The sequence below is a fragment of the Enterobacter cloacae complex sp. SHL009 genome (genome assembly GCF_049237205.1).
GTDB classification, from domain to species: domain Bacteria; phylum Pseudomonadota; class Gammaproteobacteria; order Enterobacterales; family Enterobacteriaceae; genus Enterobacter; species Enterobacter cloacae_M.
Genome location: NZ_JBMKIW010000001.1, coordinates 591,373 through 603,196, shown reverse-complemented (window position 1 = coordinate 603,196; position 11,824 = coordinate 591,373). Strand labels below are relative to the sequence as shown.

The 11,824-nt window shown below is 55.7% G+C and carries 11 protein-coding genes; 4 read left to right on the top strand and 7 right to left on the bottom strand.

Annotated features, from left to right (window positions below; all coding sequences use genetic code 11):
* Positions 1-3: 3 nt before the first annotated feature.
* From sufB to ACOTZC_RS02965, 4 genes are all read right to left on the bottom strand, one after another.
* Positions 4-1,494 carry a Fe-S cluster assembly protein SufB gene (sufB, locus tag ACOTZC_RS02980; protein WP_126303184.1) on the bottom strand — a complete coding sequence of 497 codons (1,491 nt, stop codon included), beginning with the start codon at positions 1,492-1,494 and terminating at the stop codon, positions 4-6.
* Positions 1,495-1,502: 8 nt separating this feature from the next.
* Positions 1,503-1,871: a Fe-S cluster assembly scaffold SufA gene (gene sufA, locus ACOTZC_RS02975; RefSeq protein ID WP_008500631.1), complete on the bottom strand. Its 369-nt coding sequence runs from the start codon at positions 1,869-1,871 to the stop codon at positions 1,503-1,505.
* Positions 1,872-2,184: 313 nt separating this feature from the next.
* Positions 2,185-2,913, bottom strand: coding sequence for a MerR family transcriptional regulator (locus tag ACOTZC_RS02970; RefSeq protein ID WP_023311326.1), 729 nt, complete (start codon positions 2,911-2,913; stop codon positions 2,185-2,187).
* Positions 2,914-3,101: 188 nt separating this feature from the next.
* Positions 3,102-4,322, bottom strand: coding sequence for a diguanylate phosphodiesterase (locus ACOTZC_RS02965; RefSeq protein WP_047174434.1), 1,221 nt, complete (start codon positions 4,320-4,322; stop codon positions 3,102-3,104).
* Between the two features lie 338 nt (positions 4,323-4,660).
* Here ACOTZC_RS02965 and ycgZ point away from each other — a divergent pair, with 338 nt between their 5' ends.
* The 4 genes from ycgZ to fdhF all read left to right on the top strand — a co-directional run bounded on the left by ycgZ (position 4,661) and on the right by fdhF (position 7,874).
* Complete coding sequence (gene ycgZ / locus ACOTZC_RS02960) at positions 4,661-4,900, top strand: regulatory protein YcgZ (RefSeq protein ID WP_045401442.1); 240 nt, start codon at positions 4,661-4,663, stop codon at positions 4,898-4,900.
* A 4-nt stretch (positions 4,901-4,904) separates the two neighbouring features.
* On the top strand, positions 4,905-5,225 hold the full coding sequence (locus ACOTZC_RS02955) for a hypothetical protein (RefSeq protein ID WP_045401446.1): 321 nt from the start codon (positions 4,905-4,907) through the stop codon (positions 5,223-5,225).
* 28 nt (positions 5,226-5,253) lie between these two features.
* The gene (locus tag ACOTZC_RS02950) at positions 5,254-5,532 is read left to right on the top strand and encodes a biofilm/acid-resistance regulator YmgB/AriR (protein WP_023311323.1); all 279 of its coding nucleotides are present in this window, start codon (positions 5,254-5,256) and stop codon (positions 5,530-5,532) included.
* 191 nt (positions 5,533-5,723) lie between these two features.
* Positions 5,724-7,874 (top strand): formate dehydrogenase subunit alpha, encoded by a 2,151-nt coding sequence (gene fdhF, locus ACOTZC_RS02945; protein ID WP_126303183.1) that lies wholly within the window; start codon positions 5,724-5,726, stop codon positions 7,872-7,874.
* 88 nt (positions 7,875-7,962) lie between these two features.
* Here fdhF and ACOTZC_RS02940 read toward each other — a convergent pair whose 3' ends face one another.
* The 3 genes from ACOTZC_RS02940 to ydiJ all read right to left on the bottom strand — a co-directional run bounded on the left by ACOTZC_RS02940 (position 7,963) and on the right by ydiJ (position 11,706).
* The gene (locus tag ACOTZC_RS02940; protein ID WP_003857766.1) at positions 7,963-8,157 is read right to left on the bottom strand and encodes a YdiH family protein; all 195 of its coding nucleotides are present in this window, start codon (positions 8,155-8,157) and stop codon (positions 7,963-7,965) included.
* An 85-nt stretch (positions 8,158-8,242) separates the two neighbouring features.
* On the bottom strand, positions 8,243-8,653 hold the full coding sequence (gene menI / locus ACOTZC_RS02935; protein WP_023311321.1) for a 1,4-dihydroxy-2-naphthoyl-CoA hydrolase: 411 nt from the start codon (positions 8,651-8,653) through the stop codon (positions 8,243-8,245).
* Entirely contained in the window at positions 8,650-11,706 is a 3,057-nt protein-coding gene (gene ydiJ, locus ACOTZC_RS02930) for a D-2-hydroxyglutarate dehydrogenase YdiJ (protein WP_064791050.1), read from the bottom strand. Before ydiJ ends, menI begins: the two co-directional genes overlap by 4 nt.
* Positions 11,707-11,824: the final 118 nt, after the last annotated feature.

The window sequence follows — 11,824 nt, the reverse complement described above, 5'->3', positions numbered from 1 at the left end:
CCTTTAACCGACGCTGTGTTCAAGACTAATGGCGAGGAGTTTCTGGGCTTCAACGGCAAATTCCAGCGGCAGTTCAGAGAACACGTCCTTACAGAAGCCGTTAACGATCATCGAGATGGCGTCTTCTTCGCTGATCCCCCGCTGCAGGCAGTAGAAGAGCTGATCTTCCCCAATGCGTGACGTCGTCGCCTCGTGCTCAAGCTGGGCCGTATTGTTACGGCACTCAACGTACGGGAAGGTGTGCGCCCCGCAGTCTGCGCCGATCAGCATCGAATCACACTGGGTAAAGTTTCGCGCATTGGTGGCCGTCGGCATGATTTTCACCAGCCCGCGATAGCTGTTCTGACTGTGCCCGGCGGAAATGCCTTTCGAGATAATGGTCGACCTGGTGTTTTTACCTATGTGGATCATCTTGGTGCCGGTGTCCGCCTGCTGATGGCCGCTGGTGAGCGCCACGGAGTAAAACTCACCGATGGAGTTATCCCCGCGCAGAATGCAGCTCGGGTATTTCCAGGTGATGGCCGAGCCGGTTTCAGACTGGGTCCACGACATCTTGCTGTTTTCGCCTTCGCACAGCGCGCGCTTGGTGACGAAGTTCAGGATACCGCCGGTATTGCCGTCGCCCGGGAACCAGTTTTGCACCGTGGAGTATTTCACCTCGGCGTCTTTATGAATAATGACCTCCACCACCGCCGCGTGCAGCTGGTAGCTGTCGCGAACCGGGGCGGAGCACCCTTCGATATAGCTGACGTAGCTGCCTTCATCCGCGACCAGAATCGTGCGTTCGAACTGGCCGGTTTTTTCGGCATTGATGCGGAAATAGGTGGAAAGCTCCATCGGACAGCGCACGCCTTTCGGTACATAGATAAAGGTACCGTCCGAGGCCACCGCCGCGTTAAGAGCCGCAAAGAAGTTATCGTTTGAAGGCACCACGGTCCCAATGTACTTTTTCACCAGTTCCGGATGATCGTGAATCGCTTCGCCGAAGGAGCAGAAAATGATCCCCTGCTCTGCCAGCTTCTCGCGGTAGGTGGTGGCCACCGAGACGGAGTCGAAAATGGCGTCTACCGCCACCTCTTTCCCTTCGCGAACGGGCACGCCAAGCTGGTTAAAGGCCTCTTCCACCTCTTTGCTGAGGAAGCTGTTTTCAGCGCCAGTTTGCTGCACCGCGCCGGGCTGCGAGGCGCAGGTATCGTCACAGCTGCCGCAGGAGGGCGCAGAATAGTAGCTGTAATCCTGATAGTTCAGCCTGTCGTAGTGCGCTTTCAGCCAGTGCGGCTCTTCCATCTCCAGCCAGGCGCGGAAGGCACTCAGGCGGAACTCCAGCATCCACTCGGGTTCGTTACGTTTCGCCGAGATCGCCCGCACGACATCTTCGTTAATGCCTTTCGCCAGCTCATCTGTCTGGAGCTGGGTGAAGAACCCCTCTTTATAGTTGAGGTGCCCACCGCTCCAGGTATTTACATCACTCGTTGCTTCAGTATTACGAGACATAGTACCGCCTATACCCCAAAGCTTTCGCCACAGCCGCATTCGTTCTGGGCTTTCGGGTTATGAAATTTGAATAACTGGTTTAAGCCTTCGCGGACGTAGTCCACTTCGGTGCCGTCAATAAACGGCATGGCCTGCAGCGCGACGTACAGCTTCGCGCCGTCAGTCTCGAACACCAGGTCATCTTTCTCGGGTTCGGTGACGGTGTCGAGCACGTAGCCGAAACCCGCGCAGCCGGTCTGTTTGACGCCTAAACGCACGCCGAGGATCTCGGGCTTTTTCGCCACCAGCTCGTGAATATGTGCTGCCGCCGCTGGCGTGAGCGTTAAGCCGCGCCAGGCGAAATCGGCAGGATTAAAGGTTTCTGAATGCAGTTCCATAGGTCCACCTCATCTGATAAGCCATCAGGGCATAACACCATGTTAGTGATAACGATTATCACTTCAACCCTCTGTCAGCAGGGGCATTCGGCTAAAGCGCCCTTTTTGCCTGGTTTTATTAAGCATAGACCCTGTGAGAGGATGCAGTCAGGATGGATGTATTTGTTCAATGCATTGATTAATAATGCATTTCGTCGCGGCATTCATAATGAAGAGAAGAAAAGTAAAATATGCATCGGAAATGCCTATTTTTGAGATAGATTTTGCACAGAAAATGCCAAAAACAAAAAAGGCCCTTAAGGCCTCTTAATACTCAATGATGAAATGCGACAGCAAATCCCTGTTCACGCCAGTGGTCGAGCTGTTCCTGCTGGCGAGGCGTGGGTGATTTCCCCGTCCAGACGAAGATTTTTTGCCCGGGGAACAGTTCAGGACGCGGCGAATCAATAGGTTCCGCCAGGACGTCAATGTGCCAGCCCTTCTGCGCCAGGCGCGCGGCTTCCAGCCACAGGTGGGTGCGGTCATCGCATTCCCAGCCAATCAACAGTGCGTCTTTACCGGCTTTCTTACGGGACTCCGCCAGGCTTGCAATCGCGAATTCAATCAGAACTCCATCTAACAGGCTCGCCATATGACGCACGGTATTTTGGTCCTGGTTCATGCGCTGACGGACGGGAGAAATAATATTGTCAATCAGCGCGTCTATCGCGTGATCGCGGCGGAACTCGCCAATTTTGGCACGCAGCTTTGCCGGGCTGGCGTAACGCAGAACGGTCATCATCTCTTCCTGGAATGAAACCCAGTTGCCCTGCGTCAAAACTTCTTTGTTTTCCAGCAAGGCTTTGACTTTTCCGACCGAGACGCCGCTTTTCATCAGGCGTTTGATCTCTTCGATACGCAGGATATCTTCATCGTCAAACTGACGATGGCCCCCTTCGCTGCGCTGCGGCTTCAACAATCCATAACGGCGCTGCCAGGCACGCAGCGTAACGGGGTTGATACCGCATCGTTCGGCCACTTCGCCGATACTGTAATAGGCCATTAACTCCCTCACGCTCAGAACTTCCATACCTAACTGCACCAACCTTATCAGATTGTACACACTATTTGTATAACTAAGACCGCATTTTGAACCGGTGAACGGGGTTCTTTTCCATCCACCTGTTAATACATTGTTGTATAAAATTTGCCGTTCGTACAGTTAACTCTGCCGGATTGTGTACAGCTTTATCAGAATTCGAACTTTTTCTCCGGCCACGCAATCGCGGGAATACCGCCGTGTCGCGGGCTGGCAAAAAGATGCCCCTGGAACTGGGATATTCCCGCTGACTCCAGCCACATCCACTCTTCAGCCTTCTCTACCCCCACCGCGCAGAACTGGATCTCAAGCGAGGCACAGCATTTGATAATCGCCTGGATAATGGCCTGTCGGGGACCACTTTTGTGCACGTTTGCGACCAGATCGCGATTAATCTTAATTCTGTCCGGCTGAAACTGAGCCAGCAGCTGCAACCCGGCAAATCCGGCACCAAAGTGATCGATCGTCACGCTGATGCCCGCGCTTTTTAACTGCCTGACCGAATCCGTGAATTCATCGAATCGGGAAATGGCTTCGCTCTCGGTAAACTCCACCACAATTTGCTCGGGTACAAACCCATTTGCTTCAATGGCGGTGAGCAGGAAATCCACGGCGTTGGGAATGTTGACCAGCGTCATCGGCAGCAGGTTAAGGGATAACGTCTGGTCCTGTAGCCCCAGCGCGCTGGCCATGGAGAGCGCAACCTGCTTGCTTTGTAAATCCGAGGCATACACGTCGTCACGCGGCAGACTGGCGAAGTAAACTCCCGGCGCGCCGCCGTCAGGCGTGCGGAGAAGCGCCTCCCAGGAGACGACCTGCTGCATAAACGGATCGACTATCGGCTGGAACGCGAAGCTGCAATCCGCCCCTTTCGCGACCACCTCGGGCTGTGCGGACAAGCGCGTCTCTTCGCGCACGAATTCCCAGGTATCCGCAGGGGGCAGTTCAAAATAGTTCGCTTTTTCCGTGGCCTCGACAAAGGTGCGGAAAAACTGCAGCGGGCGGTCGTTGTACGTCAGCTGATAGCGCGTCGTCCCCCTGTTGAGCACCTCTTGCAGCACCTCGTCCCTGTCGAAGTGGCGTAAATCAAAAAGCTCCATGCCCACGTTGCCAAAACGACGGACAGGTCCGTGATCGCGCATCAGCTCCACTACGTTGTGGTGGCGAGGGTCGTTGCAAATCTGCTCATAGATGGCAGAAACGTGTTCCACTGGCCCTTCAAGCAGCTGAAAAAAATGTGTGCCATTAAACAGCAGGATCCCCGTGATATTGGATTGCTGGTTTTTACTATTTGCAGCAGCAACCATGACTTCCAGCGCTTTCACTGGAACGTCCTCGCAGATATGACTGCGGTAAATGATGGTGGTGAGCATGCGATTCCTGGGGTTAGGGGTTTGGCCACAAAAGAGGTGGATAAGGTTCATTTATAGCACATTAATTGCCTGACAAATAATCTACATCTCAATCATTTACGGCAGTTAATATGGCCTTTTTTCTCAACTGTACAACTTACCAGCGGCCGCGCTTTTTGTACAATATATCCTGCATAGCTACCGCACCCCACTCAACACCTAACAAAATGAAAAATAAATAATTTATAAAATATATCGAAAAAAATTTAAAAAATTGTACATTTTCTATGTACAGATTTTGAAATTATGTATACCTTAAATGTAACGTTACTGATTACAAAATTTTACAGGAGCGAAACATGCAGCAGAAAGGTTACGTCGCAGATTCCGCAGCAGCAATCGCACAGTACTTCGATAAAGCCGTGCTTCCTACCCAGCAGGAGACGCTGGGCCAGGTGGTTGTTGAAATTCTCAGCGACGGGCGAAATCTGAATCGCAAATCGCTTTGTACCAAACTGCTCAGCCGCCTCGAAAAGGCCGATGGCCCGGAAGAGGAAGAGCATTACCACAAGCTGCTTGGTCTGCTCTTCGAACGGTAAGGATATGAAGAGCAGTAACGCAGACAAACTGATCGACACGCTTATCGGTGAAGCCGTTCTCTCTCTTTTGAAAGAGCGGGGACCGGTAACAACCGAAGGATTGCTTCAGCGTCTGCGGATCATGAAAGAACATGAAAAGGATCCCCGGCGGCGGGAGACACTTGCGGTGGTGATTGCCGAGATCGGCTCAAACAGCATCGCCTTTACACGTCGCAGAACCGCGCAAGGACGAACGAAAAGAGAGGGACCTCTCAACGATAACCGGGACAATGTTGTGCCGTTGTTTGGAAGTGGAAAACCGTCCGATCCAAAGAAAATACATTGACTGCAATTAACAGCTACGGTGAGAACAAATGAGACAAAATATTCAGCTTCAACCCGAATATCATTCTGCGTTTTTAGACAGTGCGCTGTCGGAATACTTCCGTCACGCAGGCGATCGTTTTGCTGAAGAGTCCGCTGTTTTTTCTACTGCAGTACGCTGTGTTCTGGCCTCCGAAGGTCATCTGTCCAATAAAGCGATTATCCTCTGGCTCATTCAGACGCTGGAAGCCACTCACGACGTGGTTCAGGCGGATGTGATTCGCAAGACGCTGGAAATTGTCGTGGGCTACACCATGGACGACCTGTAATTTCACGGCCATTCATCCTGCTTTCGTGTCATCGTCAAAACTGACGAATGTTCTGACGATGACACGCGCCTTCCCCGCTTAACACCCTGTTAAACCAGCAAAGCCAACCTGGCACGGTTCCTGCTTACCTCTGCTTACGGGACTGGGTTTTCCAGTCAACTTTGCTTCATTTCTTAACAGGTCTGTTATTGATGAAAAAGATCGCCAGCGTCTGCCCCTACTGCGGTGCAGGCTGTAAATTAAACCTTGTCGTTGAAAATAACCGTATCATCCGTGCCGAAGCCGCAGAAGGCGTCACAAACCAGGGCACCCTGTGTCTGAAAGGCTTTTACGGCTGGGACTTCCTCAACGATACCCGTCTGCTCACCCCGCGCCTGACCCAGCCGATGATCCGCTACCATAAAGGCGAGGCATTCACTCCCGTTACCTGGCAAGAGGCTATCCGCTACACCGCGCACAAACTCAGCAGCATTAAAGCGCAGCACGGGCCGCGGTCAATCATGACCACCGGATCCTCTCGCGGAACCGGCAATGAAACAAACTATGTGATGCAAAAATTTGCCCGCGCGGTGCTGAACACCAACAACGTGGACTGCTGTGCGCGCGTCTGTCACGGCCCTTCCGTGGCCGGTTTACAGGAGACGCTCGGCAACGGCGCGATGAGCAACTCAATCAACGATATTGAAAACTCAAAATGCCTGCTGGTGTTTGGCTATAACTGCGCGGACTCCCACCCCATCGTCGCCCGGCGCGTGCTGAAAGCGCGTGAAAACGGCGCAAAAATTATCGTCTGCGATCCGCGGCGCATTGAAACGGCGCGCATCGCCGACCAGCATCTGCAGCTGAAAAACGGCAGCAACATGGCGCTGGTAAACGCCTTTGGCTACGTGCTGCTGGAAGAGGAGCTCTACGACAAAAGCTACGTGGCGCGCTTTACCGAGGGGCTTGAGGCCTATCGCCAGACGGTGAAAGACTATGCGCCAGAGACGGTTGAGCATCTTACCGGCATTCCCGCCCGCGACGTTCGCCAGGCGATGCGCACCTTCGCGGCGGCCCCTTCCGCCACCGTGATGTGGGGGATGGGCGTGACCCAGTTTGGTCAGGCCGTGGATGTGGTCAAAGGGCTTTCCAGCCTGGCGCTGCTGACCGGCAACCTCGGCCGCCCTGCCGTCGGCGTCGGGCCGGTGCGCGGACAAAACAACGTTCAGGGCGCCTGCGATATGGGCGTTCTGCCGAATATGTTCCCGGGCTATCAGGATGTGACCGATCCGGCGGTCAGGCAGAAATTTGCCGATGCCTGGGAAATTGACGTCAATAAAATGGACGATCGGGTCGGAACGCGCATTACCGAGGTGCCCCATCTGGCGCTGGAAGGCAAGGTCAAGGCCTACTACATCATGGGGGAAGATCCGCTTCAGACCGAAGCCGATCTCGGTCTCGTTCGCAGCGGTTTTGAGGCGCTCGACTTTGTGGTGGTTCAGGACATCTTTATGACCAAAACGGCAGAAGTGGCGGACGTCCTGCTTCCTGCCACCTCCTGGGGTGAACACGGCGGCGTCTTTACCTGTGCCGATCGCGGGTTCCAGCGTTTTGGCAAAGCCATTGAGGCCAGCGGCAACGTGAAGCGCGACTGGGAAATCATCAGCCTGCTCGCCACCGAGATGGGCTACCCGATGCATTATGACGACAACCAGCAGGTCTGGGATGAAATGCGCGAGCTGTGCCCGCTCTTCTACGGCGTGACGTATGAAAAAATGGGCGAGATGGGCCACGTGCAGTGGCCGTGCCCGACGCTGGATCATCCGGGAACGCCGTACCTGTATAAAGATAATCAGTTCGACACCCCAACCGGTAAAGGGCAGCTCTTTGCCGCCCCGTGGCGCGCGCCGGCGGAAACTCCGGACGCGGATTTCCCGCTGGTGCTGTGTACGGTTCGTGAAGTGGGACACTACTCCTGCCGCTCGATGACCGGGAACTGCGCCGCGCTGCAAAGCCTGGCCGATGAGCCGGGCCGGGTGCAAATGAACCCAGCCGATGCGGAAAAGCTGGGCATCTCAGAGGGCCAGCTGGTCTGGGTGCGTTCGCGTCGCGGCAAAGTGATTACCCGCGCCAGCATTAGCGAGCGTATCAACCCCGGGGCGGTCTATATGACCTATCAATGGTGGATTGGCGCCTGCAACGAGCTGACCCAGGACAACCTCGACCCCATCTCCAAAACGCCGGAAACGAAGTACTGCGCGGTACAGCTGGAGGCGATTGAGGACCAGCGCTGGGCGGAGGATTTTGCGGCGTCGGCGTATCAGTCAATGAAGTCGCGGCTTATTAACGCGGTGAATGTCTGAAGACAATGCCGGGTGGCGTCACCGCCGCCCGATACTGAATTTCAGACACAAAAAAGGCCGCACTCGCGGCCCTTTTATTCTCATGTGCTCAATGGACGTGAACGCCCAACCGCCAGGCAAAGTAGATCTCTTCTTTCAGTTCATTCGAAGAGAGCGCCAGCAAATCTGTAAATTCCAGCTCAAGCTGTTTCAGCTTTTTCAGGTACTGCGCCGGAGACAGGTTGCTCTTATCGCGACGTAAATATTCAATTGCCAGCTGTGTTGGGGTTATTTCAGTATCCATGATGTCCTCGCTTATGTACAAAACCTGACCAGTATATCACAACGGACTGGCTAGTTTTTGACCAAAGGCAAAACATCTGAAAACTTTACACAACCGCCGTGGTCAGCCGCGACGAGCAGCACAGGCGATCCTGCTCATCGAGAATATCTATCTGCCACACCTGATGGCGGCTTCCGGCGTGCAGCGCGCGGCAAACACCGCGCACGCGCCCGCTGCGCACCGAGCGAATGTGGTTAGCATTCACCTCGAGTCCGACAACCTTCTGCTCCCCTTCGGTACAGAGATACCCCGCCACCGAGCCCAGCGTTTCGGCCAGCACGACGGAGGCCCCGCCGTGCAATAAGCCAAACGGTTGGTGGGTGCGACTATCGACCGGCATGGTGGCCTCAATCTCATCGTCGCCAATGCGGATGAACTGGATATCCAGCAGCCCCACCATATTCCCCTCGCCCATGGCGTTCAGCGCCTGCAGCGTGACGGCACGTTTCCAGATCATCCAATTATCTCCAGTAAAGCCTGCAATGGGTGACGCACACCGTTACCTTCTACCCGTTTTACCTGGCTGCGGCAGGAGTAGCCCGTCGCCAGACAGCGGTTTCGCGGCAAACGCTGCATCGCCTGATGCCAGGACAGCTCATAGATGCCGAGCGAGTTGGCGTGGTTTTTCACTTCGTGTCCGTAGGTTCCGGCCATCCCGCAGCAGCCTACGTTGACGCTCTCCAGCTTCGCACCGAAGCGGGCAAAAACGGACGCCCACTGCGCGGGGGCACCCGGCAGCGCGGTCACTTCCGTGCAGTGGCCGAACAGATACCACGGTTCACCGCTGACGTCCTGAACGGCCTTATCTGCCAGCGCCACCGGAAGCCACTCGTGCACCAGCATGACGTTAAAATCGCCGCGCTTATCGCCCAGCGTCTGCTTATATTCATCGCGATAGCAAAGCACCAGCGCCGGATCGACGCCGACCATCGGTATCCCGAGTTGCGCCACGCGGTTTAAGAAGTCAGACGTTTTCTGCGCGGTCTTCGCAAATCGCGTCAGGAAACCTTTAATGTGCTGCGCCTTGCCGTTGGGAGAGAACGGCAGAACCACCGGCTGGTAACCCACCTTCTCCGCCAGACGGACGAAATCGGCCACAACCTGCGCATCGTAGTAGCTGGTGAACGGATCCTGCACCACCAGCACCACATTCGCTTTTTGCTCCGGAGCGAGCGCCTCCAGCTGTTCGAGGGTCATGTTCGCCGAACGGTGGCCGACAAGCTGGCGCTGCAGAGACGGGACCGACAGCAGCGGGAGATCGACCATGCCGATGTGTTTTTCGGAGAGCTTGCGCACCAGCGGCTGGTTGATAAAGAAGTTGAAGGTCTTTGGCGCCCGCGCCATCAGCGGCGCGTAGCTTTCCACCGTCGCCACCAGATGGTCGCGCACCGGGCGGAGGTATCGGGTGTGGTAAAGCTGCAGGAAACGCGAGCGGAATTCCGGCACGTCGATTTTAATCGGGCACTGGGTAGAGCAGGCTTTACAGGCCAGACAGCCGGACATCGCCTCTTTCACCTCATGGGAGAAATCGTACTCGCCCTTGTTGGCATGCCAGCTGTTGCGGGTGCGCTCAATCAGCGAGCGCAGGCTGGCCCGTTTTTCCGGCAGCTCCTGCTCCAGCTTGAGCGGATCCACCCCGCGGTCGGCCAGCAGACGCAGCCACTCGCGCACCAGCGTCGCCCGCCCTTTCGGCGAGTGGATACGGTTGCTGGTGATTTTCATCGACGGGCACATCGGGCTTTTCACATCAAAGTTAAAGCACAGGCCATTGCCGTTGCACTCCATCGCGCCGCGCCAGGACGAGCGCACCGCAATCGGGATCTGCCTGTCGTAGGTGCCGCGCTTGACGGCATCCACCTGCAGCATTGGCGCGTCTACGCCTTCAGGCGGGCAGATTTTACCCGGGTTGAGGCGGTTGTGCGGGTCGAACGCCGCTTTCACCTTACGCAATTCCGCGTAGAGCTGTTCGCCAAAGAATGCCGGGCTGTATTCCGCGCGGAACCCTTTCCCGTGCTCTCCCCACAGCAGGCCGCCGTATTTGGCGGTTAAGGCCACCACGTCGTCGGAGATCTGCTTCATCAGGATCTCCTGCTGCGGGTCGCACATGTCCAGCGCCGGACGCACGTGCAGTACCCCGGCGTCGACGTGGCCGAACATGCCATAGCTCAGGCCGTGGCTGTCCAGCAGGGCGCGAAACTCCACGATGTAATCCGCCAGATGCTCGGGCGGCACGCAGGTATCTTCGGCAAAGGGAATGGGCTTCGCCGCCCCTTTCGCATTGCCGAGCAGGCCCACGGCTTTTTTACGCATCGCATAGATACGCTCGATCCCGGCCAGATCGTTACAGAGCTGCCAGCCGATGACGCCGCCTTCACCCTGCGCAATTAGCTCATCCAGCCGCTGGCAGAGCGTGGTGACCTGCCGTTCAATCAGCTCCGCGTCGTCGCCGGCAAATTCCACGATATTGAGACCGAGCATCTCTTTATCCGGCACGTCGGTAATGAGGTCGCTTACGGAGTGCCAGACAATATCTTCCCGGGCCAGATTGAGTACCTTAGAGTCGACGGTCTCCACCGACAGCGCCTGCGCTTGCACCATAAACGGCGCATTGCGCAGCGCGGAGTCGAAGGAGTCGTATTTGACGTTTACCAGGCGACGCACTTTCGGCAAGCGGGTGATATCCAGCCGCGCTTCGGTAATAAACGCCAGCGTCCCTTCGGAGCCGGTCAGCACGCGGGTTAAATCAAACTGGGTCAGGTCATCGTTAAGGACGTGACGCAGATCGTACCCGGTCAGGAAGCGGTTCAGCTTGGGGAATTTATCGAGAATAAGCTGGCGGTTGTCGCGACAGCGTTCCAGCACGGTGCGATAGATACGACCGCTGGCGGTGTTGTCTTTGCCCAGCGTTTCCGCCAGTTCAACCGGCATCGGCTGGGTATCGAGAATATCGCCGCCCAGCAGCACCGCACGCACGCCCAGCACGTGATCGGAGGTTTTACCGTAGACCAGCGAGCCCTGCCCGGAGGCATCCGTGTTAATCATCCCGCCAAGGGTCGCGCGGTTGCTGGTGGAGAGCTCAGGGGCAAAAAAGTAACCGTAAGGCTTGAGATACTGATTAAGCTGATCTTTGATGACGCCCGCTTCGACCCGCACCCACCCCTCCTCAGGGTTGATCTCAATGATGCGGTTCATATAGCGCGACATATCAACAATGATGCCCTGGTTCAGCGCCTGACCGTTGGTCCCGGTGCCGCCGCCGCGCGGCGTAAAGACCAGCGAGGCAAACCGCTCCTGCGTGGCGAGCCGGGCGATAAGCGCGACGTCGGCCGTTGAACGGGGGAAAACCACGGCATCGGGAAGAAGCTGGTAGATACTGTTATCGGTCGCCATCGTCAGCCTGTCGGCATAGTTCGTGGCGGTATCACCTGTAAAACCCTGTTGCTCCAGTGCTTGCAAAAAATTAAGCACCAGCTGAACGACGCCAGGTGCCTGAGAAATCTGTGGGATCATGACTGTCGACCCTAATTAGAGTTGTATGAAATCGTTTGCGTGTATCTTAAAAGTTTTATCACATTTTTTTCTTATAATCTCTGCTGAATTACAGGCAGAATTCGCCTGTTAAAAACCG

What these genes read in the sequence shown, in the direction of transcription:
- sufB (WP_126303184.1), bottom strand. Translation starts at nt 1,494, where the DNA reads ATGTCTCGTAATACTGAAGCAACGAGTGATGTAAATACCTGGAGCGGT.
- sufA (WP_008500631.1), bottom strand. Translation starts at nt 1,871, where the DNA reads ATGGAACTGCATTCAGAAACCTTTAATCCTGCCGATTTCGCCTGGCGC.
- ACOTZC_RS02970 (WP_023311326.1), bottom strand. Translation starts at nt 2,913, where the DNA reads ATGGCCTATTACAGTATCGGCGAAGTGGCCGAACGATGCGGTATCAAC.
- ACOTZC_RS02965 (WP_047174434.1), bottom strand. Translation starts at nt 4,322, where the DNA reads ATGCTCACCACCATCATTTACCGCAGTCATATCTGCGAGGACGTTCCA.
- ycgZ (WP_045401442.1), top strand. Translation starts at nt 4,661, where the DNA reads ATGCAGCAGAAAGGTTACGTCGCAGATTCCGCAGCAGCAATCGCACAG.
- ACOTZC_RS02955 (WP_045401446.1), top strand. Translation starts at nt 4,905, where the DNA reads ATGAAGAGCAGTAACGCAGACAAACTGATCGACACGCTTATCGGTGAA.
- ACOTZC_RS02950 (WP_023311323.1), top strand. Translation starts at nt 5,254, where the DNA reads ATGAGACAAAATATTCAGCTTCAACCCGAATATCATTCTGCGTTTTTA.
- fdhF (WP_126303183.1), top strand. Translation starts at nt 5,724, where the DNA reads ATGAAAAAGATCGCCAGCGTCTGCCCCTACTGCGGTGCAGGCTGTAAA.
- ACOTZC_RS02940 (WP_003857766.1), bottom strand. Translation starts at nt 8,157, where the DNA reads ATGGATACTGAAATAACCCCAACACAGCTGGCAATTGAATATTTACGT.
- menI (WP_023311321.1), bottom strand. Translation starts at nt 8,653, where the DNA reads ATGATCTGGAAACGTGCCGTCACGCTGCAGGCGCTGAACGCCATGGGC.
- ydiJ (WP_064791050.1), bottom strand. Translation starts at nt 11,706, where the DNA reads ATGATCCCACAGATTTCTCAGGCACCTGGCGTCGTTCAGCTGGTGCTT.